At 62.3% G+C, this 25,236-nt stretch carries 25 protein-coding genes; 15 read left to right on the plus strand and 10 right to left on the minus strand.

All coding sequences use genetic code 11. The features are described from left to right. Positions 1-242 precede the first annotated feature (242 nt). The 7 genes from AC5O5I_RS02020 (at position 243) to trpE (ending at position 7,895) form a co-directional block, all read left to right on the plus strand. A complete protein-coding gene (locus tag AC5O5I_RS02020) occupies positions 243-1,367 on the plus strand; it encodes an ABC transporter ATP-binding protein (protein ID WP_172228128.1) in 1,125 nt (374 codons plus the stop codon). Between the two features lie 40 nt (positions 1,368-1,407). Beyond that, complete coding sequence (locus tag AC5O5I_RS02025; RefSeq protein WP_172228126.1) at positions 1,408-2,442, plus strand: ABC transporter substrate-binding protein; 1,035 nt, start codon at positions 1,408-1,410, stop codon at positions 2,440-2,442. 61 nt (positions 2,443-2,503) lie between these two features. Next, a complete protein-coding gene (locus AC5O5I_RS02030; RefSeq protein WP_494512007.1) occupies positions 2,504-3,751 on the plus strand; it encodes an ABC transporter permease in 1,248 nt (415 codons plus the stop codon). A gap of 11 nt (positions 3,752-3,762) precedes the next feature. Next, a complete protein-coding gene (locus tag AC5O5I_RS02035) occupies positions 3,763-4,590 on the plus strand; it encodes an ABC transporter permease (protein WP_172228122.1) in 828 nt (275 codons plus the stop codon). Between the two features lie 264 nt (positions 4,591-4,854). After that, on the plus strand, positions 4,855-5,529 hold the full coding sequence (rpe, locus tag AC5O5I_RS02040) for a ribulose-phosphate 3-epimerase (RefSeq protein WP_172288470.1): 675 nt from the start codon (positions 4,855-4,857) through the stop codon (positions 5,527-5,529). Further along, positions 5,526-6,344, plus strand: coding sequence for a phosphoglycolate phosphatase (locus AC5O5I_RS02045; protein WP_172228118.1), 819 nt, complete (start codon positions 5,526-5,528; stop codon positions 6,342-6,344). Before rpe ends, AC5O5I_RS02045 begins: the two co-directional genes overlap by 4 nt. A 69-nt stretch (positions 6,345-6,413) precedes the next feature. Then, positions 6,414-7,895, plus strand: a complete 1,482-nt coding sequence (trpE, locus tag AC5O5I_RS02050) for an anthranilate synthase component I (protein WP_172288472.1) — start codon at positions 6,414-6,416, stop codon at positions 7,893-7,895. A 32-nt stretch (positions 7,896-7,927) separates the two neighbouring features. Here trpE and estP read toward each other — a convergent pair whose 3' ends face one another. After that, entirely contained in the window at positions 7,928-9,820 is a 1,893-nt protein-coding gene (gene estP / locus AC5O5I_RS02055; protein ID WP_494512008.1) for an esterase EstP, read from the minus strand. A gap of 368 nt (positions 9,821-10,188) precedes the next feature. Between estP and AC5O5I_RS02060 the strand changes: the two genes are divergently transcribed. The 4 genes from AC5O5I_RS02060 to AC5O5I_RS02075 all read left to right on the plus strand — a co-directional run bounded on the left by AC5O5I_RS02060 (position 10,189) and on the right by AC5O5I_RS02075 (position 13,454). Beyond that, positions 10,189-10,782: an aminodeoxychorismate/anthranilate synthase component II gene (locus tag AC5O5I_RS02060; protein WP_172229499.1), complete on the plus strand. Its 594-nt coding sequence runs from the start codon at positions 10,189-10,191 to the stop codon at positions 10,780-10,782. Positions 10,783-10,791: 9 nt separating this feature from the next. Then, positions 10,792-11,841: an anthranilate phosphoribosyltransferase gene (gene trpD, locus AC5O5I_RS02065; protein ID WP_172229497.1), complete on the plus strand. Its 1,050-nt coding sequence runs from the start codon at positions 10,792-10,794 to the stop codon at positions 11,839-11,841. Continuing rightward, positions 11,838-12,671, plus strand: coding sequence for an indole-3-glycerol phosphate synthase TrpC (gene trpC / locus AC5O5I_RS02070; protein WP_494512009.1), 834 nt, complete (start codon positions 11,838-11,840; stop codon positions 12,669-12,671). Before trpD ends, trpC begins: the two co-directional genes overlap by 4 nt. 78 nt (positions 12,672-12,749) lie before the next feature. Further along, complete coding sequence (locus tag AC5O5I_RS02075; protein ID WP_172229493.1) at positions 12,750-13,454, plus strand: lipoate--protein ligase family protein; 705 nt, start codon at positions 12,750-12,752, stop codon at positions 13,452-13,454. Here AC5O5I_RS02075 and crp read toward each other — a convergent pair. Continuing rightward, positions 13,451-14,095: a cAMP-activated global transcriptional regulator CRP gene (gene crp, locus AC5O5I_RS02080; RefSeq protein ID WP_172229491.1), complete on the minus strand. Its 645-nt coding sequence runs from the start codon at positions 14,093-14,095 to the stop codon at positions 13,451-13,453. The genes AC5O5I_RS02075 and crp overlap by 4 nt on opposite strands. Positions 14,096-14,287: 192 nt before the next feature. Between crp and AC5O5I_RS02085 the strand changes: the two genes are divergently transcribed. Further along, positions 14,288-14,710, plus strand: coding sequence for an OsmC family protein (locus AC5O5I_RS02085; RefSeq protein WP_004376171.1), 423 nt, complete (start codon positions 14,288-14,290; stop codon positions 14,708-14,710). A gap of 43 nt (positions 14,711-14,753) precedes the next feature. Here the strand turns inward: AC5O5I_RS02085 and AC5O5I_RS02090 are convergent, their stop codons facing one another. The 6 genes from AC5O5I_RS02090 to hemJ form a co-directional block, all read right to left on the minus strand. After that, positions 14,754-15,794: a DUF2157 domain-containing protein gene (locus tag AC5O5I_RS02090; protein ID WP_494512010.1), complete on the minus strand. Its 1,041-nt coding sequence runs from the start codon at positions 15,792-15,794 to the stop codon at positions 14,754-14,756. 9 nt (positions 15,795-15,803) lie between these two features. Next, on the minus strand, positions 15,804-16,451 hold the full coding sequence (coq7, locus tag AC5O5I_RS02095; RefSeq protein WP_172286704.1) for a 2-polyprenyl-3-methyl-6-methoxy-1,4-benzoquinone monooxygenase: 648 nt from the start codon (positions 16,449-16,451) through the stop codon (positions 15,804-15,806). Positions 16,452-16,516: 65 nt separating this feature from the next. Further along, positions 16,517-16,855 carry a histidine triad nucleotide-binding protein gene (locus tag AC5O5I_RS02100; RefSeq protein WP_172229755.1) on the minus strand — a complete coding sequence of 113 codons (339 nt, stop codon included), beginning with the start codon at positions 16,853-16,855 and terminating at the stop codon, positions 16,517-16,519. A gap of 63 nt (positions 16,856-16,918) precedes the next feature. After that, positions 16,919-17,701 (minus strand): SDR family NAD(P)-dependent oxidoreductase, encoded by a 783-nt coding sequence (locus AC5O5I_RS02105; RefSeq protein WP_172229753.1) that lies wholly within the window; start codon positions 17,699-17,701, stop codon positions 16,919-16,921. A gap of 67 nt (positions 17,702-17,768) precedes the next feature. Beyond that, on the minus strand, positions 17,769-18,725 hold the full coding sequence (locus AC5O5I_RS02110; RefSeq protein WP_172286703.1) for an NAD(P)H-dependent flavin oxidoreductase: 957 nt from the start codon (positions 18,723-18,725) through the stop codon (positions 17,769-17,771). Between the two features lie 28 nt (positions 18,726-18,753). Beyond that, positions 18,754-19,179, minus strand: a complete 426-nt coding sequence (gene hemJ, locus AC5O5I_RS02115; protein WP_172229749.1) for a protoporphyrinogen oxidase HemJ — start codon at positions 19,177-19,179, stop codon at positions 18,754-18,756. Between the two features lie 142 nt (positions 19,180-19,321). On the opposite strand from hemJ, the gene argC reads away from it, so the two are divergent. Further along, positions 19,322-20,356: an N-acetyl-gamma-glutamyl-phosphate reductase gene (argC, locus tag AC5O5I_RS02120; protein ID WP_172286702.1), complete on the plus strand. Its 1,035-nt coding sequence runs from the start codon at positions 19,322-19,324 to the stop codon at positions 20,354-20,356. Positions 20,357-20,502: 146 nt separating this feature from the next. After that, on the plus strand, positions 20,503-20,853 hold the full coding sequence (gene erpA / locus AC5O5I_RS02125; protein WP_172229747.1) for an iron-sulfur cluster insertion protein ErpA: 351 nt from the start codon (positions 20,503-20,505) through the stop codon (positions 20,851-20,853). Between the two features lie 59 nt (positions 20,854-20,912). On the opposite strand, the gene AC5O5I_RS02130 is transcribed toward erpA, so the two are convergent. Together AC5O5I_RS02130 and AC5O5I_RS02135 are read right to left on the minus strand one after the other, a co-directional pair. After that, on the minus strand, positions 20,913-22,004 hold the full coding sequence (locus AC5O5I_RS02130) for an anhydro-N-acetylmuramic acid kinase (protein ID WP_172229745.1): 1,092 nt from the start codon (positions 22,002-22,004) through the stop codon (positions 20,913-20,915). Positions 22,005-22,007: 3 nt separating this feature from the next. After that, positions 22,008-23,429 (minus strand): peptidoglycan DD-metalloendopeptidase family protein, encoded by a 1,422-nt coding sequence (locus AC5O5I_RS02135; protein WP_172286700.1) that lies wholly within the window; start codon positions 23,427-23,429, stop codon positions 22,008-22,010. A gap of 213 nt (positions 23,430-23,642) precedes the next feature. Between AC5O5I_RS02135 and tyrS the strand changes: the two genes are divergently transcribed. Next, entirely contained in the window at positions 23,643-24,842 is a 1,200-nt protein-coding gene (gene tyrS, locus AC5O5I_RS02140) for a tyrosine--tRNA ligase (RefSeq protein WP_494512011.1), read from the plus strand. Positions 24,843-25,236: the final 394 nt, after the last annotated feature.

A 25,236-nucleotide genomic window follows, 5' to 3' on the forward strand; every position in this document is an offset into this window, starting at 1 on the left:
CCTGCGAAAGGGCCAGGCCTGCCATGTGCGTTGCCTGGGCTGACCCCTTCGCGGGTGAACCCGCTCCCGCAGGGTGAGCAGCGCGGCTGAAGTGAGTATTCCAATCCCGCCATCTTTGTAGGGGGATCCCTACAGTCAATCTTCCATCCGGATGATGGCATTCTCTCAGCACCCCCGATTTCCGGGCGCTTGCCGCTTGTCTAGTCTTTGCCTACGCAGTCATCCAACAAAAAGGTGCAGGCATGAGCGAGGCGAAGTCGAATGCTGCAACCAGCGAAACGCTGGTCAGCTTCCGTGGTGTGCAGAAGAGCTACGACGGCGAGTCGCTGATCGTCAAAGACCTCAATCTGGACATCCGCAAGGGCGAGTTCCTCACCCTGCTTGGCCCGTCCGGCTCGGGCAAGACCACCAGCCTGATGATGCTGGCCGGCTTCGAAACACCCACCGCCGGTGAAATCCAGCTGGCCGGGCGCTCGATCAATAATGTGCCTCCGCACAAGCGCGACATCGGCATGGTGTTCCAGAACTACGCGCTGTTCCCGCACATGACTGTCGCCGAAAACCTGGCCTTCCCGCTGAGCGTGCGCAATCTGAGCAAGACCGACATCAGCGAGCGGGTCAAGCGGGTGCTGAACATGGTCCAGCTCGACGCCTTTGCCCAGCGCTACCCCGGCCAGCTGTCCGGCGGCCAGCAGCAGCGCGTGGCCCTGGCCCGGGCGCTGGTGTTCGAGCCGCAACTGGTGCTGATGGACGAGCCACTGGGCGCCCTGGACAAGCAACTGCGTGAACACATGCAGATGGAGATCAAGCACATTCACCAGCGCCTGGGTGTGACGGTGGTGTACGTGACCCACGACCAGGGTGAAGCACTGACCATGTCGGACCGCGTGGCGGTGTTCCACCAGGGTGAAATCCAGCAGATCGCCGACCCCCGCACGCTGTACGAAGAACCCTGCAATACCTTCGTCGCCAACTTCATCGGTGAGAACAACCGCATCAACGGCACCCTGCTGGCCAGCGATGGCAAGCGCTGCCAGGTGCAGCTGCCGCGCGGCGAACGGATCGAGGCGCTGGCGGTGAATGTCGGCCAGGCCGGCGAACCGGTGACCCTGTCGATCCGCCCCGAGCGGGTGCGCCTGAACGGCCACAGCGAAAGCTGCGTGAACCGGTTCTCCGGCCGGGTGGCCGAATTCATTTACCTGGGCGACCACGTGCGGGTGCGCCTGGAGGTTTGCGGCAAGGGCGACTTCTTCGTGAAGCAGCCGATTGCCGAGCTGGATCCGGCCTTGGCCGTAGGCGATGTGGTACCGCTGGGCTGGGAGGTGGAGCACGCCCGCGCGCTCGATCCGATTGCCGAAGCCCATTGATGGATTGCTTCACCAACCCTGTACTGTGGAGAGAATAATAATGCGCAAGCAGTTGAAACTGACCGCCCTGGCCTTGGGGCTGTTCGCCGCTGGCCAGGCACTGGCAGCAGACCTCACGGTGATTTCGTTCGGCGGCGCCAACAAGGCGGCCCAGGAAAAGGCCTTTTACGCGCCGTGGGAAAAGGCCGGCAAGGGCAAGATCGTGGCCGGCGAGTACAACGGTGAAATGGCCAAGGTCAAAGCGATGGTCGATACCAAGAGCGTGTCCTGGAACCTGGTGGAAGTAGAGTCGCCAGAGCTGGCACGTGGTTGTGACGAGGGCATGTTCGAAGAGCTCGACCCGGCATTGTTCGGCAATGAAGGCGACTATGTTTCCGGTGCCATTCAGCCCTGCGGCGTCGGCTTCTTTGTCTGGTCCACGGTAATGGCCTACAACGCTGACAAACTCAAGACTGCACCTACCAGCTGGGCTGATTTCTGGGATACCAAGCAGTTCCCGGGCAAGCGTGGCCTGCGCAAAGGCGCCAAGTACACCATGGAATTCGCCCTGATGGCCGATGGTGTCGCACCCAAGGATGTGTACAAGGTGCTGGCGACCAAGGAAGGCCAGGACCGTGCCTTCAAGAAGCTCGACGAGCTGAAACCCAGCATCCAGTGGTGGGAGGCCGGCGCCCAGCCGCCACAGTTCCTGGCTTCGGGTGACGTGGTCATGAGCTCGGCCTACAACGGCCGGATTGCTGCGGTGCAGAAAGAGAGCAACCTGAAAGTGGTATGGAACGGCGGTATCTACGACTTTGATGCCTGGGCCATCCCGAAGGGTGCCAAGGATGCAGAGGCGGCTAAGCAGTTCATCGCGTTCAGCGTGCAGCCCGAGCAGCAGAAAACCTACTCCGAGAACATCGCCTACGGCCCGGCCAATTCCAAGGCTGTGAGCCTGCTGTCGGACGAGGTGAAGAAAGACATGCCGACCACGCCTGAGAACATCGCCAACCAGGTGCAGATCGACGTGGCCTTCTGGGCCGACAACAGCGAACAGCTGGAACAACGCTTCAACGCCTGGGCGGCGAAGAAGTAGACGGCCAGCGTTAGGGGGCCGCTTTGCGGCCCTATTTTCAGTTCGTATCGCGGAGTTCGCCATGGCCATCGCAGTGCCCCTCAACGAAGGCGCAGGTCAAAGTCTCAAGCAGCGCCTCAAGCACGCCGAGCGGGTCAACCGCTGGAAGGCGCAGGCGTTGATCGCGCCGCTGGCGCTGTTCCTTCTGCTGGTGTTTCTGGTACCGATAGCCGCGCTGCTGTACAAAAGCGTCGGCAACCCGGAAGTGGTCGCCGGCCTGCCGCGCACGGTAGACATCATTACCCAGTGGGATGGCAAGAGCCTGCCTGGCGAGGATGTGTACAAGGCACTGAGCCAGGACCTGGCCGAGGCGCGCAAGAACCAGACGCTTGGCGACCTATCCAAACGCTTGAACATGGAACTGGCAGGCTACCGCAGCCTGTTGACCAAGACTGCCAGGGCGCTGCCGTTCAAGGCTGAACCGGCCTCCTATAAAGAAGCCTTGCAGGCGCTGGACGAGCGCTGGGGCGACCCTGCCTACTGGCAGGCGATCCGCCGCAACACCAGCACGGTGACCTCGTTCTACCTGCTGGCTTCTGTCGATCACCGTATCGACGACCTTGGCGAACTGGCCAAGGCCACCCCGGACCAGGCCATCTACCTGGACATCTTTGCCCGCACCCTGTGGATGGGTGTGGTGATTACCGCCATCTGCCTGGTGCTGGCCTATCCGCTGGCCTACCTGCTGGCCAATCTGCCGACCCGGCAGAGCAACCTGCTGATGATCCTGGTGCTGCTGCCGTTCTGGACCTCGATCCTGGTGCGGGTAGCGGCGTGGATCGTGCTGTTGCAATCCGGTGGCCTGATCAACAGTGCGCTGATGGCCATGGGTATCATCGACCAGCCGCTGGAACTGGTGTTCAACCGCACCGGCGTGTACATCTCGATGGTGCACATCCTGCTGCCGTTCATGATCCTGCCGCTGTACAGCGTGATGAAAGGTATTTCGCCCAGCTACATGCGCGCGGCGATTTCGCTGGGCTGTCACCCGTTCGCCAGTTTCTGGCGTGTTTACTTCCCGCAGACCTACGCTGGTGTCGGCGCCGGTTGCCTGCTGGTGTTCATCCTGGCCATCGGCTACTACATCACCCCGGCGCTGCTGGGCAGCCCCAACGACCAGATGGTCAGCTACTTCGTCGCCTTCTATACCAACACCAGCATCAACTGGGGCATGGCTACCGCGCTGGGCGGGCTTTTGCTGCTGGCGACCGTGCTGCTGTACCTGATCTATAGCTGGCTGGTTGGCGCCAGCCGCCTGCGCCTGAGCTGAGGAGCCTTGTCATGCTGAGCCCATATATGTCGCCGGTGGAGCGGGTCTGGTACTACAGCCTGCGCATTCTTTGCGGCCTGATCTTGCTGTTCCTGATCTTGCCGGTGCTGGTGATCGTGCCGCTGTCGTTCAACAGTGGCAGTTTCCTGGTGTACCCGCTGCAGGGCTTTTCGCTGCAGTGGTACCAGGACTTCTTCGGCTCGGCCGAGTGGATGCGGGCACTGAAGAACAGCATCATCGTTGCCCCGGCGGCGACGGTGCTGGCCATGGTATTCGGTACACTGGCGGCCATCGGCCTCACCCGGGGCGACTTCCCCGGCAAGTCGCTGGTGATGGCGTTGGTGATTTCGCCAATGGTGGTGCCGGTGGTGATCATTGGCGTGGCCAGCTACCTGTTCTTCGCCCCGCTGGGCCTGGGCAACAGTTTCACTTCGCTGATTCTGGTGCATGCGGTGCTGGGTGTGCCGTTTGTCATCATTACCGTGTCGGCGACCTTGCAGGGCTTCAACTACAACCTGGTGCGTGCTGCCGCCAGCCTGGGCGCTTCGCCGCTGCTGGCGTTCCGCCGGGTGACCCTGCCGCTGATCGCACCAGGGGTGATCTCCGGGGCATTGTTCGCGTTTGCCACCTCGTTTGACGAAGTGGTGGTAACGCTGTTCCTGGCCGGGCCGGAGCAGGCGACCCTGCCACGGCAGATGTTCAGTGGTATTCGCGAGAACCTGAGCCCGACCATTGCGGCAGCAGCGACCTTGCTGATTGCGTTTTCGGTGGTGCTGTTGCTGACCCTGGAGTGGTTGCGTGGGCGCAGCGAGAAGTTGAGAACACAGCAGCCTGCCTGAGGGTGTGTTGCCTTTTCCGGCCTCTTCGCGGGTAAACCCGCTCCCACAGGGATCGCGCACGGTTTTTAAATTCTGCGCAAGACAGTTGCTCCCACAGGATTTGTGCAAAATTTGAAATTGTGCGGTCCCTGTGGGAGCGGCTTTAGCCGCGAAGAGGCCGGCACAGGTTGTAACAACTGGTCGACACCCTTTGATACCAATCAGCCCTCATCCCTTTCCCTGAGTTACAATGCGCGCCACCGTGATTCTGCCAACAGGTGCGCCATGCAGCCCTACGCTATTGCCCCCTCCATCCTTTCCGCCGATTTCGCCCGCCTGGGTGAGGACGTCGACAAAGTGCTGGCTGCGGGTGCCGACATCGTCCACTTCGATGTCATGGACAACCACTACGTACCCAACCTGACCATCGGCCCGATGGTGTGCACCGCCTTGCGCAAGTACGGCGTCACCGCGCCGATCGATGTGCACCTGATGGTCAGCCCGGTCGACCGCATCATCGGCGACTTCATTGAAGCCGGTGCCACCTATATCACCTTCCACCCGGAAGCGTCGCAGCATGTCGACCGTTCGTTGCAGCTGATCAAGGACGGCGGCTGCAAGGCTGGCCTGGTGTTCAACCCGGCCACCAGCCTGGACGCCTTGAAGTACGTGATGGACAAGGTCGACATGGTGCTGCTGATGAGCGTCAACCCGGGCTTCGGCGGGCAGAAGTTCATCCCTGGCACCCTTGACAAGCTGCGCGAAGCGCGTGCGCTGATCGACGCCAGCGGGCGTGACATTCGCCTGGAAATCGACGGCGGCGTCAACGTCAACAACATCCGCGACATCGCTGCCGCTGGCGCCGATACCTTCGTGGCCGGCTCGGCGATCTTCAACGCCCCGGACTACCGGGAAGTCATCGCCAAGATGCGCGCCGAACTGGCCCAGGCCCGCCCATGAGCGGTTTCGAGCAGCTGTTCCCCGGGGCGCTGCCCAGGCTGGTGATGTTCGATCTGGACGGTACCCTGATCGATTCCGTGCCCGACCTGGCCGCCGCCGTGGACTGCATGCTGCTCGAACTGGGGCGCCCGCCCGCTGGCCTGGAGGCAGTTCGCCACTGGGTCGGCAACGGCGCCCAGGTGCTGGTGCGCCGGGCGCTGGCGGGTGACATCGATCACACCGCCGTGGACGATGCGCTGGCCGACCAGGCGCTGGCGCTGTTCATGGACGCCTACGCCGAAAGCCATGAGCTCACCGTGGTCTACCCCGGTGTGCAGGACACCCTGCGCTGGTTGCGCAAGCGGGGTGTGGAAATGGCGCTGATCACCAACAAGCCCGAACGCTTTGTCGGCCCCCTGCTGGACCAGATGAAGATCGGCAACTACTTCCGCTGGATCATCGGCGGCGATACCCTGCCGCAGAAAAAGCCAGACCCGGCGGCGTTGCTGTTCGTCATGCAGATGGCCGGCGTTACCCCGCAGCAATCGCTGTTCGTCGGAGATTCGCGCAGTGACGTGCTGGCGGCCAAGGCAGCTGGCGTGCAGTGTGTTGGCCTGACCTACGGTTACAACCATGGCCGGCCGATCCACGACGAATCCCCCAGCCTTGTCATCGACGACCTGCGCGCATTGCTGCCCGGTTGCGCAGACCCGGCCACTGGGATAACGTTGGCGGACCTTCAAGCCTCACAAGACAGAGAGTCCACCGTGGCGGTTACTGGCAAATTCTGGATGAAAGTCATCAAGGCCCTGGCCCGTTGGCGTTGGCGCGCCTGACTTCAGCCTGCCGGCGCGTGCCGGCCCGTCCGTTTGCCTGACCCATTGCTGCTTGCCACGAGGCTACTCATGAACCGCGAAGAATTCCTGCGCCTGGCCGCTGCCGGCTACAACCGCATTCCCCTGGCCTGCGAAACCCTGGCCGACTTCGATACGCCGCTGTCCATCTACCTGAAACTGGCCGACCAACCCAACTCGTACTTGCTCGAATCGGTGCAGGGCGGCGAAAAGTGGGGCCGTTACTCGATGATCGGCCTGCCGTCGCGCACGGTGATGCGGGTGCACGGTTACCATGTCAGCATCCTGCAGGATGGCGTCGAGGTTGAAAGCCACGATGTCGAAGACCCGCTGGCATTCGTTGAAACCTTCAAGGACCGCTACAAGGTCGCCGACATTCCTGGCTTGCCGCGTTTCAACGGCGGCCTGGTCGGCTACTTCGGCTACGACTGCGTGCGCTACGTGGAAAAACGCCTGGGCGCGAGCCCTAATCCGGACCCGCTGGGCGTGCCGGATATCCTGCTGATGGTGTCGGACGCGGTAGTGGTATTCGACAACCTGGCGGGCAAGATGCACGCCATCGTGCTGGTCGACCCGGCTGAAGAACAGGCCTTCGAGCAAGGCCAGGCTCAGCTGCAAGGTCTGCTGGAAACACTGCGCCAGCCGATCACCCCGCGCCGCGGCCTGGACCTGAGCGGCCCGCAAGCTGCCGAGCCGGCATTCCGCTCCAGCTATACCCGCGACGACTACGAAAACGCGGTTGGCCGTATCAAGGAATACATCCTCGCCGGCGACTGCATGCAGGTGGTGCCGTCGCAGCGTATGTCGATCGACTTCCAGGCCGCGCCTATCGACCTGTATCGCGCGCTGCGTTGCTTCAACCCGACGCCGTACATGTACTTCTTCAACTTCGGCGACTTCCACGTGGTCGGCAGCTCGCCCGAGGTGCTGGTGCGGGTCGAGGACAACCTGGTCACCGTGCGCCCTATTGCCGGTACCCGCCCGCGTGGCGCGACCGAAGAGGCTGACCGCGCACTGGAAGACGACCTGCTGTCGGACGACAAGGAAATTGCCGAGCACCTGATGCTGATCGACCTGGGCCGCAACGACGTCGGCCGTGTGTCTTCGACCGGCAGCGTGCGCCTGACCGAGAAGATGGTGATCGAGCGTTATTCCAACGTCATGCACATCGTTTCCAACGTTACCGGACAGCTGCGCGAAGGGCTGACGGCGATGGACGCACTGCGGGCGATCTTGCCGGCCGGTACCCTGTCGGGCGCGCCGAAGATCCGCGCGATGGAGATCATCGACGAGCTGGAGCCGGTCAAGCGCGGTGTTTATGGAGGGGCTGTCGGGTACTTTGCCTGGAACGGCAACATGGACACCGCGATTGCCATCCGTACCGCAGTGATCAAGGACGGTGAACTGCATGTGCAGGCCGGTGGCGGCATCGTTGCCGACTCGGTGCCAGCGCTGGAGTGGGAAGAAACCATCAACAAGCGCCGGGCGATGTTCCGTGCTGTGGCGTTGGCTGAGCAAACTTGCGCCAAATAAATTGATTGGGGCCGCAAAGCGGCCCCAGCAACCTAGAAGTCCACACTAACCCCCAAGCTAACCCCCTGCTGCGTCAACTCATCACTCTTGCGCCAGTTGTAGTTCCCGCGCAAATGCACCCCCGCCACCACTTCATGGCTCACCCCCAGGCTCGCTCGGGTCAGATCGCTATTTGGCGTGTACCCGGTCAGCGTAAAGTCATTGGCGGGCAAGCTGGTCAGGTGCATGGTCACATCCTGCCGGTCATCCTCGAACTCGTGCTCCTGCGCCACCTCGGCAAACAGCCGGGTGCTCGGCAGCACCTGCACGCTCCCGAGCAACCCTACCCCCAGGCGGCGGGAGGTGCGCTCCTGGTCATCGAAGCCCAGTGCTGTCGAGCGGCCACTTTTCTCGTCGTAGCCGTCGACTTTTACCCGCGCATAGTCGGCGCTGATGAACGGCGCCAGCTGCCAGGTGCTGCCTTCGGCTGCGAGGTTGTAGCCAAGCCGCCCTGACATGGCCCAGGCTTCGCCATCGGTATCGCCCTTTTCACTGCGATCGTTTACGCCCAGAGCGAAGGTGCGCTTGAGGTCGCTGTAGTCCAGATGCCCTGCGGTCAGTGCGGCATCGGCCCACCAGCGGTCCTGGCGGTATTGGGCGAAGGCGCTGGCCAGGTAGCTGTTCAGCGTGTATTCCGAATCTTGCTGGCCAGCTTCCAGCTTCTGTCGGTAGACACCCCCAGCCAGGCCCAGACGCCAGGCGTCGTTCACCCGGTAGCTGCCGCCCACGGTCAGGTTGTAGCCGCGGCCATCACCGCTGGCCGCGCTGCGCTGGCCGTCGAAGTCCAGGTCCTGGGCACCGCTGGCGACAAAGGCCTGCCACTGGCCAACGGCCTGCCAAGGTGTCTGCCACTGGTTGCGCAGTTCATCCTGGTGGGCACGCAGGCTGGCATGGGCCATCTCCGGCAGCAGGGTCAGTTCCCAAGGGGCGGAAAGGATCGAGTAGCCGTAGTCGGCGATCAGTTGCTGGCCGGCGATGGTCGGGTGTACCGAGTCATTGAACAACAGCTTGGTCGGGTCTGGCGTGGAGCCGTTGATGCCGTACACCGGGTTGGCCACGCAGCCTTCGCCGCTGTAGCAGGTGCCGACCAGATTCTGCCCGGTGGCCAGGCCGAACTGGCTGGGGTTGGCCAGGGCCTCGCCCAGCAACATGGGAACATTCAGCGGGATGATTTCGGCATCGATCTGCCTCAGCTGTCCAAGCAGCGACTGATTGAACACACTCGAGAGCTGCGACAGTGGGTTTTGCAATGGGGTGCCGCTGTAGTTTGGCGTCTGCCCAAGGTCGGGGAGCAACCACACCATGATGTAGCGGGCACCGCCTTGCTGCAGAGCCTGGGCGCTGGCCGCCAGGCGGCCACCGGCTGCAGCAGCGTCGGCCGGGCTGCTCACCAGGGCTTGCAGGAAATCGTTGCCGCCGCCCGTCAGGTAGTACAACGCGTTGGGGTCGGCGCGCAGGCCGTTGGCGAGGTAGCCCGGTTTTTCTCGTAATACATCACCGGCGCCGGGGCGACCTGGCGGGATTACGGTTTTCGACGTGGTGGTGATCGAGTCGAGGATCTGCTGGGTAGTGTAGCCGCCCACCGCCCAGTTGTTACCGTCGGGCAGCCCCAGCACCGGGTTGAGGGGGGAGGTGGAAGGGCCTAGTTCCGATGGGGCCACTCCCAGTCGCCCGCCAAGGATCATCGGCGATACCGGGGCGTAGTTGCCATCGGCATCGCGGTTGGTGAAGCGCATGCCGCCAAACTGCCCGGCGTCGCTCAGGCTGTCGCCGAACACGATCATGCTGGAGTAGGGCGAGGGTGCAGCGAACGCCTGGCTGCAGGCGAACGCCAGCGAGGCCAGGGTAAAACGCAACAACGGAGCTTTTAACGGGGCTTTTCGCATCAGGGAACATCCTTTTCATTGTTTTTGTCGGAACAACCTGACCGACCTTAGCAAATCGCAGGGCTTCGCTTCCAAGTCCATTCGTTTCCCCGTGTTTACGGGCATATTGCGCCCATCGCCCCGGTAGGCTACTGTGCCGGGACGTATGAGCGAGACCTATCCTGTGTTGATCGTCAGCAAACTCTTGATGCGCGTAATCAAGGCCCACGCCCGTTGGCGTTGGCGCGCCTGACTCTATTCCCTGCCGGCCCGTCCGGCCCGCCCCCGTTTACCTTTCTGTTTTTGCGCCCCTGGTGGCAAAGCCGCGCCTGTGGCTTGTGCGGGAAGGTTCGAATTTTGAAGTCAGTAGATTCAAGAGGTTTAACCCAATGTTACTGATGATCGACAATTACGACTCATTCACTTACAACGTCGTCCAGTACCTTGGCGAGCTCGGTGCCGAGGTCAAGGTCATTCGCAATGACGAAATGACCATTGCCCAGATCGAAGCCCTCAACCCCGAGCGCATCGTCGTTTCCCCGGGGCCGTGCACGCCTAGCGAGGCGGGCGTGTCCATCGAGGCCATTCTGCACTTTGCCGGCAAGCTGCCGATCCTTGGCGTTTGCCTGGGCCACCAGTCCATCGGCCAGGCCTTTGGCGGCGACGTGGTGCGTGCGCGCCAGGTAATGCATGGAAAGACCAGCCCGGTCCACCACCGCGACCTGGGCGTATTCGCCACACTGAACAACCCGCTTACCGTCACCCGCTATCATTCTCTGGTGGTCAAGCGCGAGACCCTACCTGACTGCCTGGAAGTGACTGCCTGGACTGCCCATGAAGATGGTTCGGTCGACGAGATCATGGGCCTGCGCCACAAGACATTGAATATCGAAGGGGTGCAGTTCCACCCCGAGTCGATCCTGACCGAGCAGGGCCACGAGCTGTTCGCCAACTTCCTCAAGCAAACCGGCGGCCGCCGCTAAGGACCGAACATGGATATCAAGAGCGCGTTGAGCCGTATCGTTGGCCAACTGGATCTTTCCACAGACGAAATGCGCGATGTCATGCGCCAGATCATGACCGGCCAGTGCACCGAGGCACAGATTGGCGCCTTCCTGATGGGCATGCGCATGAAAAGCGAAAGCATCGACGAAATCGTCGGTGCGGTATCGGTGATGCGTGAGCTGGCCGACAAGGTCGAGCTGAAGAGCCTTGATGGCGTGGTCGACATCGTCGGTACCGGCGGTGATGGCGCCAATATTTTCAACGTCTCCACCGCTTCCTCGTTCGTCCTGGCGGCGGCGGGTTGCACCGTGGCCAAGCATGGCAACCGCGCAGTATCGGGCAAGAGCGGCAGTGCCGACCTGTTGGAAGCCGCCGGTATCTACCTGAACCTGACACCCATCCAGGTCGCCCGCTGCATCGACAGCCTGGGCATCGGCTTCATGTTCGCGCAAAGCCACCACACGGCCATGAAGCATGCCGCCGGTCCGCGTCGTGACCTGGGTTTGCGTACCCTGTTCAACATGCTCGGCCCGCTTACGAATCCGGCCGGGGTCAGGCATCAGGTGGTTGGCGTGTTCGCCCAGACCCTGTGCCGCCCACTGGCCGAGGTGCTGCAGCGCCTGGGCAGCAAGCATGTGCTGGTGGTGCACTCGAAGGATGGGCTGGACGAGTTCAGCCTGGCCGCGCCCACCTTCGTCGCCGAACTGAAGAATGGCGAAGTCACCGAGTACTGGGTCGAACCGGAAGACCTCGGCATGAAGAGCCAGAGCCTGCACGGGCTGGCTGTCGAGAACCCGCAGGCATCGCTGGAGCTGATCCGCGATGCGCTGGGTCGGCGCAAGACTGAAAATGGCCAGAAAGCCGCAGAAATGATCGTGCTCAATGCCGGCGCCGCGTTGTACGCGGCGGATCATGCGATGACCCTGGCACAGGGCGTTGAACTCGCCCATGACGTGCTGCACACCGGTCTGGCCTGGGAAAAGTTGCAGGAACTGGGTGCCTTTACTGCAGTATTCAAGGTGGAGAACGAAGCATGAGTGTGCCGACGGTGCTGGAAAGGATCATTGCCCGCAAGTTTCAGGAAGTCGCCGAGCGCAGCGCACGCGTCAGCCTCGCCGAGCTGGAGCGCCAGGCCAAGGCCGCCGATGCCCCGCGTGGCTTTGCCAACGCGCTGATCGAGCAGGCCAAGCGCAAGCAGCCGGCGGTGATTGCCGAAATCAAGAAAGCCTCGCCAAGCAAGGGCGTCATCCGCGAGCACTTCGTGCCAGAGGAAATCGCAGTCAGCTACGAAAGGGGCGGGGCGACCTGCCTGTCGGTGCTGACCGATGTCGATTACTTCCAGGGTGCCGACGAATACCTGCAGCAGGCACGTGCAGCAGTTTCGCTGCCGGTGATCCGCAAGGATTTCATGGTCGACCCTTACCAGATCGTCGAAGCCCGAGCCTTGGGTGCAGACTGTGTGCTGTTGATCGTGTCGGCGCTGGATGACGTGAAGATGGCCGAACTGGCTGCCACGGCCAAGGATGTCGGCCTGGATGTGCTGGTGGAAGTGCACGACGGTGATGAACTCGAGCGTGCGCTGAAGACCCTGGATACGCCGCTGGTGGGCGTAAACAACCGCAACTTGCACACCTTTGAAGTCAGCCTGGAAACTACTCTGGACCTGCTGCCGCGCATTCCACGTGATCGCCTGGCGATTACCGAGAGCGGCATTCTCAACCGGGCCGATGTCGAGCTGATGGCAATCAATGAGGTTTACTCGTTCCTGGTAGGTGAGGCATTCATGCGCGCCGAACAGCCAGGGCTGGAGCTGCAGCGATTGTTCTTCCCGGAACAGGTGAAGAAGACTGTTCAGCAACTGGACTGATCGAAACGAAGCCGGCATTGTTGCCGGCTTTTTTGTATGCCTGAACAGGCCATCAATAACAACATCAAAGGTGGATCAATGACCGATCAACCCCTGGCCCTGACCGTCGAACAAGGCCTGCACGCCGAACAGGAACTGTTGGCTGCCGTCTGCCGAGGCGAACAAGACAGTGGTGTGCTGTTCTGGCGCCCGAACGACCACGCCCTGGTCATGCCGCGGCGCATGAGCCGGCTGGACAATTTCGAAGCCGCCTGCTCGGAGCTGGCGATTGCCGGGTGGCCGGTGCTGCTGCGCGAAACCGGCGGGGAGCCGGTGCCGCAGTCGCATTCGACGGTGAACGTGGCGCTGGTCTACGTAGCCCCGCGCAGCGAGGGCGACCATGGACGTATCGAGAACGCCTACGAACGGCTGTGCCTGCCATTGTGCGATGTGCTGCGCGAGTGGGGTGGGGTGGCCTCGGTGGGCGAAATCGATGGGGCCTTCTGCGACGGCCGCTACAACGTCAACCTCAATGGCCGCAAACTGGTCGGCACCGCCCAGCGCTGGCGCCAGGGGCTGGGCGGCAAGCGCCCGGTGGTGCTGGTGCATGGCGCACTGCTGCTGGACAACGAGCGTGAGTCGATGGTGGCGGCGGTCAACCGTTTCAACGAGTGCTGCGAGCTGGAGCAGCGCTGCCGTGCCGATGCCCACATCGCGCTGCACGAAGTAGCGCCAGAAGCGCCGTGGTTCGAGCGCTTGTCGCAGGCCTATGCCAAGGTATTGGCTGACCTGCCCAAGGACTAGCGAGTGCCGTAGACCACCATGGTCTTGCCCTTGACCTGTACCAGGCTGCGCTCCTCGAGGTCTTTGAGGACGCGGCCGACCATTTCCCGTGAGCAGCCGACAATCCGCCCGATTTCCTGGCGGGTGATCTTGATCTGCATGCCATCCGGGTGGGTCATGGCATCGGGTTGCTTGCACAGCTCCAGCAGGCAACGTGCCACCCGCCCGGTAACATCAAAGAATGCCAGGTCGCCGACCTTGCGGGTGGTGTTGCGCAGGCGCTGGGCCATCTGGCCACCCAGGGCGTAGAGGATCTCCGGGTCCTGGCGAGCGAGTTCGCGAAACTTCTCGTAACTGATTTCGGCCACTTCGCATTCGGTCTTGGCGCGTACCCACGCACTGCGCTGCTGCTCACCGTCAACGGGCTCGAACAGGCCCAACTCGCCAAAGAAATCACCTTGGTTGAGGTAGGCGATGATCATTTCATGGCCGTCGTCGTCCTCGATGATGATGGTGACCGAACCCTTGATGATGAACGAGAGTGTCTCGGCCCGGTCGCCAGCGCAGATGATGTTGCTTTTGGCGGTGTAGCGGCGGCGCTGGCAATGGACCAGCAGCTTGTCGATGTTCTTGATCTTGGCGGCTAGGGCGGAGGCAACCATCACGAAATCCTGTTCGATACGAGGCATAGGCTTTTTATAGGGGTGGGGCTGGCGGCAGGCGCCAGTCAATTGGCGCCAGCTTATCAGACACTACAGGATGTTTCGGTACTAAACCGACACGTCTCGTGCTTTTCCCACAGCCGCACAAGGTCTAAGCTGACACCCTTTTCCGAAAATCAGGAGTCCGGGTAGATGAAGGCACGTATCCAGTGGGCCGGTGAGGCAATGTTTCTCGGCGAATCGGGCAGCGGCCATGTCGTCGTGATGGACGGTCCGCCCGAGGCCGGCGGCCGCAACCTGGGTGTGCGACCGATGGAAATGCTGCTGCTGGGCCTGGGTGGCTGCAGCAGCTTTGATGTGGTCAGCATTCTGAAGAAGTCGCGCCAGGCGGTGGAAAGCTGCGAAGCGTTCCTGGAAGCCGAGCGTGCCAGCGAAGACCCGAAGGTGTTCACCAAGATCCACATGAACTTCGTGGTCAAGGGGCGTGGGCTGAAAGAGGCACAGGTCAAGCGCGCGGTAGAACTGTCGGCGGAGAAGTACTGCTCGGCGTCGATCATGCTTGAGCGTGCCGGGGTCGAGATTACCCATGGCTACGAAATCGTAGAGCTGGGTTAAGGCTGAGACTTCAGGGCCGCTTCGCGGCCCGTGTGGGGCAAGATCAGTTGCGAAGCGCCGGCAACGCAGCCTGCACCCAGCCCGGCAAGCATCCTCGCATCACCTGGCTCAGCTTCTCCCGCCGCTTCTGGTAGACCAGCCCCAACCAGATAACCCCCAAGCCGATCAAGGTAACTACCAGCGGGAACAGCAGCGACTGGGCAAACACCTCATACGACAGGTATCCCAGGTACGCCGCCACCCCCAGCGCCCCGAACACCATGAACACAGGCCGGCGCAACAGCACCGCCATGCCCATAAGCGCGATATTGATCAGGCAGTACATCGCCTTGGCCCATTCGCTGCCGTTGTCCACCAGGGTAAGGCCGCCCCAGAATGCTGCCAACCCTGCCAGGTAACCCCAGTGGGCATAGTCCTCGCGTGTGCGCCCGTCGACTCCGAGGAACACCACCAGCAAGCCCAGCCCGAACCACAGCGAAACTTCGCGCCGCTGGTCCCAGTTGAACGGCGAGCCGAAGAACCATTCGCTCAGGTCCATCGACATGAACCACAAGGCCACGGCAATCGGCATGACGATGAACGGGTAGGGGATCAGCCGCAGCATCAGCAGCCCGGCAAGCACTGTGGCGGCTTCCATGCCCAGCCAGCCGGCCTGCACATGGGTGTAGTACTGGTGGTAGCGCGCCTGCGCGTCATCCAGCGGCCACCAGCCGATCAGGCGCTCGATGGCGAATACCGCCAGCGGTACGAGACTGACCGCGACTGCCGCCAGCACCCCGGCGGCAACAGGTTGGGCGCGTCGCTGCAGGTTGAGCGCGAACAAGGTAATCAGCAAGATATAGAGGCTGGCGATGATCAACAGCGCCCAGTCACCGATGCTCAGCCACGCTTCAGTGAGCAGCCAGCCCATGGCCGCCATGATCAACAAGGCGCCGAAATAGAAGGCGACATGCGCCAGCTGGAAGCTGCCGCGCTGCGCCGGTTGCTTGCGCAGGAATGCCAGCAGGGCCTGGTCCTGGCCCTGCTGGAGAACGCCGGCGTGCACGGCGCGCGCCAGGTCCTTGGCGTCGAATCGGTCCGTCATGCTAATCCTTCAGATGCGGTAAGTGCTCTTGGTCATGACCTTGGCCAACAGGCTCATGCCCAAGCGGACTGGGGCCGGGAAGCGATAGCCGCCGGCTTCCAGGGCCGATTCGGCGTGCTGCTCTTCGTCAATGCGCATTTGCTCGAGAATGGCCCGGGATTTTTCGTCCTCGTGCGGGATCTGCTCCAGGTGCTCGTCAAGGTGCTTGCACACCTGGTGCTCGGTGGCGGCGACGAAGCCCAGGCTGACCTTGTCACTGACCAGCCCGGCGAGGGCGCCGATGCCAAACGACATGCCATAGAACAGCGGGTTGAGCACACTCGGGTGGCTGTTCAGCTGGCGGATGCGCTGCTCGCACCAGGCCAGGTGGTCCACTTCTTCCTCGGCTGCATGTTCCATGGCCTTGCGTACTTCAGGCAGCTTGGCGGTCAGCGCCTGGCCTTGGTACAGCGCCTGCGCGCAGACTTCACCGGTATGGTTGATGCGCATCAGACCCGCTACGTGGCGGGACTGCTGCTCGTCCAGCTCGATGTCCGGCTGGATGATGGCCGGCGATGGGCGGGCAGGCTGGCCGCTGAAGGGCAGCAAGGTGCGCATGGCGGTATCGGCCTGCAGCAACAAGCGGTCGAGCGGCGAGTAGTGACGTTCGGTAGCCATCGGGCACCTCCGCAAGAATGTGCCCGACAGTTTACCGCAATAGCGCCAGGGTCGCTTGCCGTGGATCAGCCCGGTGGCCAGTTCATCTGGCGCTGGCCAAGCACGTGCATGTGGATGTGGTAGACGGTCTGGCCACCTTTCGGGTTGCAGTTCATGACCACGCGGAAACCTTCCTCGCAGCCTTGCTCCACAGCCAGGCGCTGGGCGGTGAACAGGATGTGGCCGGCCAGGGCCTTGTCCTCTTCGGACAGGTCATTGAGGGTACGGATGTGTTTCTTCGGGATAACCAGAAAATGTACCGGTGCCGCGGGTGCAATGTCCTTGAAGGCCAGGATCTGGTCGTCTTCGTAGATGATATCCGCCGGGATTTCCCGGTTGATGATTTTGAGGAATAGATCGTCCACAGCACTTGCTCCATGGTGAGGGTCGGGCCGAGTGTACTCAGCCAGGCGCCGCGCGCCCAGTGGCTATTCCATGCCGGCGGGGCAGTAGCGGCGGTGGATGGCCCCGGCCAGCTTGCGCACCAGCCAGCGTGGCAGCAGGCGCGGGGCAAACGCCAGCCAGCGGTTGCGCCGGCCGGGCATGATCAGCGCGCGGTTCTTGTCCAGGGCGCGCACGGTGTACAGCGCTACTTCCTCTGCGCCGAGGCAGCGCGGCTTGCCATCGAGCCGTGGAATACGCCGGCGCGAGGAGCGCACCGGGCCGGGGCATAGCACCGAGACCTTGATGCCCGTGCGCTTGAGTTCTTCGCGCAGTGCCTGGGAGAAACTCAGGACGTAGGCCTTGCTGGCAGCATAGGCTGCCATCCACGGCCCAGGTGCCACCCCGGCCAGGCCGGCGACGTTGAGGATCTGCCCGCCACCCTGCACGGCCATCAGGTTGCCAATGGCGTGGCAAAGACGGCTCAGGGCCAGCACGTTTACCTCCAGCAGGTCCTGCTCGTCGGCCCACTCGTGGGCCAGCAGCGGCCCGTAGGTACGCAGGCCGGCACAGTTGACCAGCAAGTCGATACGCCGTTCGCCTTCTTCCAGTTCCAGCACGAAGCCTGACAGGCGCAGGGGCTGGCTGAGGTCGCAGGCGCGGAACAGCACCTCGACGCCGAAACGCTGGGTCAGCTCCATGGCCACAGGTTCCAGCGTTTCACGCTGGCGTGCCACCAGGATCAGGTTGCGCCCGCGCCGTGCCAGGGCTTCCGCCAGGGCCAGGCCCAGGCCGCTGGAAGCACCAGTGATCATGGCGTAACGGGTCATGCAAGGCTCCTGGGGGCTGTAGAAGGCGCCTAGTGTACAACTTGGCCGGGCAAGGTGTTGCCTTTTGCTACACGGTGCGCAAGCGCAAGCCCTGGCAGCGTTCCAGTGCGTGTTGGTACTCGTTATGGAGGCGTTCGATCAGCAAGCTGGCGCTGGGCAGATCGGTGATGCCGCCGACCCCCTGGCCAGCCGACCATACGGTCTTCCAGGCTTTGGCCTCGTCGTCTATGGGTTTCAGTTTGCCGGTTTCGTGGGCGTTTTGGAGGGCGTTCATGTCATAGCCGGCCTGCTCCAGGCTCGGGCGCAGGAAGCTGGCAGGGATGCCGGACACTGCTGGGGTGTGGATGATGTCGACGGCGTGGGCATGCACCAGCATTTGCTTGTAGGCGTCCTGGGCCTGGCTTTCTGTGGTGGCAATGAAGCGCGTGCCCATGTAGGCAAGGTCTGCCCCCAGCAGCTGCGCGGCCACGATTTCGTGGCCGTGGTTGATACAGCCGGCCAGCAGCAGGGTCTTGTCGAAGAACTGGCGAATCTCCGCAGCCAGGGCGAACGGGCTCCAGGTGCCGGCATGGCCGCCCGCGCCAGCGGCGACTGCGATCAGGCCATCGACACCGGCTTCGGCGGCTTTTTCCGCATGGCGGCGGGTAGTGACATCGTGGAACACCAGCCCGCCGTAGCTGTGCACCGCATCGACCACTTCTTTCACCGCCCCCAGGCTGGTAATGACGATCGGCACGCGGTGCTCCACGCACAGGGCCAGGTCTGCCTGTAGCCGCGGGTTGGTCGGGTGAACGATCAGGTTGACGGCGTAGGGCGCTGGCGCTTGAAGTTGCGCCAGCCCAGCCTCGATCTGCTCCAGCCAGGCCTTGAAGCCGGCGCTGTCGCGCTGGTTCAGGGCCGGGAAACTGCCGACCACACCGCTGGCGCAGCAGGCCAGCACCAGCTTGGGGTTGGAGATGAGGAACATCGGCGCGGCAACCACAGGCAGGCGCAGGCGTTGTTCGAGCGAGGCGGGTAGCGACATGGCAAGGCTCCTTGGGCGGGTGGCTATGTCAGAACGGTTTGACCACCACCAGAATTACGATGCCCAGCAGGAACAGCACGGGCACTTCGTTGAACCAGCGATAGTAGACGTGGCTGCGGGTGTTGCCGCCGTTGGCGAAGCGTTTGCGTTGGGCGCCGCACATGTGATGGTAGCCGGTCAGCAGGATGACCAGGGTGAGCTTGGCATGCAGCCAGCCCTGGCTCAGCCAGCCTGGGGTGAGGTACAGCATCCAGGCACCGAACACGTAGGTGGCAATCATCGCCGGGTTCATGATGCCGCGGTACAACTTGCGCTCCATGGTCACGAAGCGTTCCTGGCTGACGCTGTCCTGGCTCTGGGCGTGGTAGACGAAAAGCCGCGGCAGGTAGAACAGGCCGGCGAACCAGCAGACCACGCTGACGATATGCAGCGCTTTGATCCATAGGTAAAGCATGGAGGGAGTTCCTTCAGGTAATCACGGTCGTCAGATAGTAGTGGTCAAGCGCCCCCAGGGGCACCCCAAGAGTTGTTACAGACGCTGTGCGCCCCTATTATCGTGCGCTTTCCAGACGGCTCGTTGATAAGGGGCAAGCGTTATGATCAAGGTCGGTATCGTCGGCGGCACGGGTTACACCGGCGTCGAACTGTTGCGTCTGCTGGCACAGCATCCACAGGCCGAAGTGGCGGTCATCACCTCGCGCTCCGAGGCGGGCGTGGCGGTGGCGGATATGTACCCGAACCTGCGCGGCCACTATGACGGGCTGGCGTTCAGCGTGCCGGACAGCAAGGCCCTGGCTGCCTGTGATGTGGTTTTCTTCGCCACACCGCACGGTGTTGCCCACGCCTTGGCCGGCGAGTTGCTGGCGGCGGGCACCAAGGTGATCGACCTGTCGGCCGATTTCCGTCTGCAGGATGCCACCGAGTGGGGCAAATGGTACGGTCAACCACACGGTGCGCCAGAGCTGCTCAAGGACGCAGTGTACGGCCTGCCTGAAGTCAACCGCGAGAAAATCCGCCAGGCGCGCCTGATCGCCGTACCGGGTTGCTACCCGACCGCGACCCAGCTGGGTTTCCTGCCGCTGCTCGAAGCTGGCCTGGCCGACCCGTCGCGCCTGATCGCCGACTGCAAGTCGGGTGTCAGCGGTGCTGGCCGGGGTGCGGCGGTGGGTTCGTTGTTCTGTGAGTCTGGCGAGAGCATGAAGGCTTACGCGGTCAAGGGTCACCGCCACCTGCCAGAAATCAGTCAAGGCCTGCGCCTGGCTGCCGGCAAGGACATCGGTCTGACCTTCGTGCCGCATCTGACACCCATGATCCGTGGCATTCACGCCACCCTGTACGCAACCGTTGCCGATACTTCGGTCGACCTGCAGGCGCTGTTCGAGAAGCGCTACGCCGATGAACCGTTCGTCGACGTGATGCCGGCGGGTAGCCATCCGGAAACCCGCAGCGTGCGCGGCGCCAACGTCTGCCGCATTGCTGTGCATCGCCCACAGGGCGGCGATCTGGTGGTGGTGCTGTCGGTGATCGACAACCTGGTCAAAGGCGCGTCCGGCCAGGCGGTGCAGAACCTGAACATCCTGTTCGGCCTGGACGAGCGCATGGGCCTGTCGCACGCCGGCCTGCTGCCGTAAGCCTGTGGCGCAGGAAAAGGCCCGCCATGTGCGGGCCTTTTTGTCGGTCACGACTAAAGGCGCACAATTCTTGACCAATTTTCTCGGAGAAGCGGATAATGCGCGTCATCGAGTTTTATGGCGGCTACCGCGCCGGGAGAATCAACATGAGCGTCGAAACCTTCACCCCTACGGCTTTGGAATTCACCCACGGCGCTGCACAAAAGGTGAAGAACCTGGTTTCCGAAGAAGGCAACGATCGTCTGAAGCTGCGCGTGTTCGTCACCGGTGGCGGCTGTTCGGGCTTCCAGTATGGCTTCACCTTCGATGAAGATGTGGCCGAGGATGACACCATTGTCGAGCGCGAGGGCGTGTCTCTGGTGGTCGACCCGATGAGCTTCCAGTATCTGGCTGGCGCCGAGGTGGACTACCAGGAAGGCCTGGAAGGTTCGCGTTTCGTGATCAAGAACCCTAACGCCTCCACCACGTGTGGCTGCGGTTCCTCGTTCTCGATTTGAGCCCTGAGCTTATGAAAACGCCGCGCAATTGCGCGGCGTTTTACTTTGTGGCGTAACCGTCAGGCCGGGTAGATCGCGCCAAGTACGCGCAGGCCCCTGGCGGCAGTGACGCTGGGACGGTTGGCAGCGATGCCTTCCAGGCAGCAGTGGGCAAGCCAGGCGAATGCCATGGCCTCTACCCAGTCCGGGTCTATGCCATGGGCGCCGGTACTGGCGACGCGGGCTGCCGGCAGCAGCTGGCCGAGGCGGGCCATCAGTGCCCCGTTACGCGCACCACCCCCGCAGACCAGCAGTGCTTCGGTGCTCTTCTGGGCATTGCTCAGCGAGTCGATGATGCTGCGTGCGGTCAGCTCCAGCAGCGTTGCCTGCACATCCTCGTCGCGGTAAGCGGGCAGGCGGGCGAGGTGGCCATCCAGCCAGTGCAGGTTGAACACCTCGCGGCCAGTGCTTTTCGGGCCGCTCCCGGCAAAGAACGGGTCGGCCAGCAGTGTGCGCAGCAAGTCCGCCTGCACTGCACCGGAAGCGGCCCAGGCGCCATCGGCATCGTAGGTCGCGCCGCGCTTGCGCTCGATCCAGGCATCCAGCAGCACGTTACCGGGGCCGCAGTCGAAGCCGTGGACCGGCTGGTCTTGCTCGATCAGGCTCAGGTTGCTGAAACCGCCCACGTTGAGCACCGCCAGACGCTGGCCGAGGTGGCTGAACAGGGTTTCGTGGAAGGCGGGCACCAGCGGCGCACCTTGGCCACCGGCAGCAACGTCGCGCCTGCGGAAGTCGGCGACCACGCTGATGCCGGTAAGCTCGGCCAGCAGCGCCGGGTTGCCGATCTGCACGGTAAAGCTGCGTGCGGGCTCGTGGCGAATGGTCTGGCCATGGCTGCCGATGGCACGGATGGCACCGGCCTGCAGGCCTTCGCGGGCCAGCAATTGGCCAATACCTTCGCCTGCCAGGCTGGCCCAGCGGTTTTCTGCCAGCGCAGCACGCGCGATTTCGTCAGGGCCGCTGCTGCACAAGGCAAGCAGCTCCTGGCGCAGGTCGACGGGCATTGGCAGGTAATGGGTGGCGAGCAGTTTCAGATGCTCGCCTTGCTCGATCAGGGCAATGTCCAGGCCGTCGAGGCTGGTACCAGACATCACCCCCAGGTAAAGCGCCATGGCTTAGCGCTTGTTCGCTGCGAGCATGGTGGCCTTTTCCTGGTCCATGCGCGCGATCAGGGGTTGGCTCTGCTGCATGAAGCGCTGGCGTTCGCTCTTGGCGATCGGGTCTGCCATTGGCACTTTCTGGCTCAGCGGATCGACGTGCACGCCGTTGACCTGGAACTCGTAGTGCAGGTGCGGGCCGGTGGACAGGCCGGTGGTACCGATGTAGCCGATGATCTGGCCCTGCTTCACCGAGCTGCCGGTCTTGATGCCTTTGGCGAAGCCCTGCATGTGCCCGTACAGCGTCTTGTAGCGGTTGCCATGCTGGATGATCACGGTGTTGCCGTAACCGCCACGGCGCCCGGCCAGCTCGATGCGGCCGTCACCGGCAGCCTTGATCGGGGTACCGCGTGGGGCAGCGTAGTCGACACCTTTGTGGGCGCGGATCTTGTTCAGGATCGGGTGCTTGCGGCCAGCGGAGAAGCGCGAGCTGATGCGGGCGAAATCTACCGGGGTACGGATGAAGGCCTTGCGCAGGCTGTTGCCATCGGCGGTGTAGTAGTTGGTATTGCCCTGCTTGTTGGTGTAGCGCACGGCGGTGTAGGTCTTGCCGCGGTTTGTGAAGCGCGCGGACAGTATGTTGCCGGTGCCGACGACCTTGCCGTCCATGACCTTCTGCTCGTAGACCACATCGAATTCGTCACCTTGGCGAATGTCCTGGGCGAAGTCGATGTCGTACCCCAGCACTCGGGCCATGTCCATGGTCATGCTGTGAGACAGGCCGGCGCGCTGGGCCGAGGCGGACAGGGAGCTCTTGATCACGCCGTGGGCATAGGCGGTACGCACCACCGGCTTGCTGATTTCACGGTTGAAGGTGTAACCCTTGGCGGTTTTGGTAAGGCGAATGGTCTCGAGGTTGCCGACCTTGCTGTGCAGGCTCGCCAGCTGGCCGTCCTTGTCCAGTTCGAATTGCAGCACCTGGCCATGCTTGAGCTGGCTGAACTGCTTGGCTTGCTTGTTGCTCGCCAGCAGGTCGTGTACTGCATTGGTTGGCAGCCCCACCTTGGCAAACAGGGTAGACAGCGTGTCGCCGCGGGCCACGGTAACTTCGCGATGTCCGGGCTCCTTGGCAGCCTCGACGACCGGTTCGGCGGCAGGGGCTTGTTGCTCGGCGTTCTGGGTCTCGGCGGTGGCGTCTTCGATCTGGGCGAACGGCGAGCCTTGCTCCCCATTGGTTTGCACCAGGGGAGCAGCACGAGATTCGTCTTTCAGTTGCTCGGCCGGGCTCTCCAGCTCGAGGTTGAGGGTGGTTTTCTTGGCTTCCACTTCGCTGGAGGGAAACACCAGCAAAGCCAGGCTGAGCAGGGCGGCGATGCCGCTGGCGGCCAACAGATGGCTTTTCGGATAAAGCGGGGGCGCTTTAGGCGGTTCGTTGGTCATGAGTAAGGTGACTTTGAAAAAAGTGAAATGGAATAGATGAATGACATGATGAAGATGAAATAACTGTATAAAATATAACCAAATCCAGTTTCACGCAAGGGCGCATAGACGCCGCAACCCCGTGTCCGGGTCACATTCCTTTGCGAAACTTGTAATTGACGGCCGATCTTGTATGGTTGGCTCCCCCTGAATCTGAGCCTTGCGGGTTTGTCTATGAAGTCGGTTGAAGAGCAGCTGGCGCTTATCAAGCGCGGTGCGGAAGAAGTACTGGTCGAGTCGGAACTGGTGGAGAAGCTCAAGCGCGGCCAACCTCTGCGCATCAAGGCCGGCTTCGACCCGACCGCACCCGACCTGCACCTGGGTCACACGGTGCTGATCAACAAGCTGCGCCAGTTCCAGGAGCTGGGGCATACGGTCATCTTCCTGATTGGTGACTTCACCGGCATGATCGGCGACCCCAGCGGCAAGAGCGCCACGCGCCCGCCGCTGACTCGCGAGCAGGTGCTCGACAACGCCGAGACCTATAAACAGCAGGTGTTCAAGATCCTCGACCCGGCAAAGACCGAAGTCGCGTTCAACTCCACCTGGATGGACACGCTGACCCCGGCCGACTTCATTCGCCTGGCGTCGCAGTACACCGTGGCGCGCATGCTCGAGCGCGATGACTTCGACAAACGCTACACCACCAATCAGCCGATCGCGATCCACGAGTTTCTTTATCCGCTGGTGCAGGGCTATGACTCGGTGGCGCTCAAGGCGGATGTCGAGCTGGGTGGTACCGACCAGAAGTTCAACCTGCTGATGGGGCGCGAGTTGCAGCGTGCCTACGGCCAGGAGGCGCAGAACATCGTGACCATGCCGCTGCTCGAAGGGCTTGATGGCGTGAAGAAGATGTCCAAGTCGCTGGGCAACTATGTAGGTATCCAGGAAGCGCCGGGCGTGATGTACAGCAAGCTGGTGTCGATCCCGGATACTTTGATGTGGCGTTACTTCGAACTGTTGAGCTTCCGTTCTATGGAAGAGATCGAGCAGTTCCGTGCCGATGTGGCCAATGGTGCCAACCCGCGGGATATCAAGATCAAGCTGGCGGAAGAGATTGTTGCTCGGTTCCATGGTGAGGAGGCAGCGGCTAATGCTCACCGTGCGGCGGGTAATCGCATGAAAGAGGGGGAGCTACCGGAAGATCTGCCGGAAGTCGAAGTGGCCGCGGCTGAGGACTTGCCGATTGCTGCCGTGCTGAACCGGGCGGGGCTGGTGAAGAACTCGGCGCAGGCGCGAGACTTGCTGAGTGGTGGCGCCGTCAAGGTTGATGGTGCGGTGGTGGATCGTGAATTCGTATTTGCGCTGGGCGCGACACATGTGTGCCAGGCAGGCAAGAAGTCGTTTGCGCGGGTCACGCTCAAGGCTGAGTGAGCGGCTGATGGTGTAGCTATATAGAAGCGGGGAGGCCGGTAGGCCTCCCCGCTTTGTTTTTGGGGTTGTTCGCCTTGGATTTCACAGGCGAGGGAAGGGTTGTGGCGGGCACTTGTCGGCCTTGATGCGGTCTTTGCCCCTATATTTCACTTTCTTGAAATTAAAGGTTGACGCCCTTTCGAATCCCCTTATAATGCGCCCCACTTCCAGCGACAACGGAACGACAAACTCCTTGATTTTCAACGAGTTAGGTAGTTCGGAAGATGCTGTAAGGGCTTCGATCGAAAGATCGGCAGCGGTGATAAAGGCAGTTGACAGCGGATTTAAACGCTGTATTATTCGCCTCCCGCTACGAGAGATCGCAGCGAGCCAAGTGTTTGAAGCTAAACGAGTT

This window comes from Pseudomonas sp. 9_2_1, assembly GCF_059295275.1.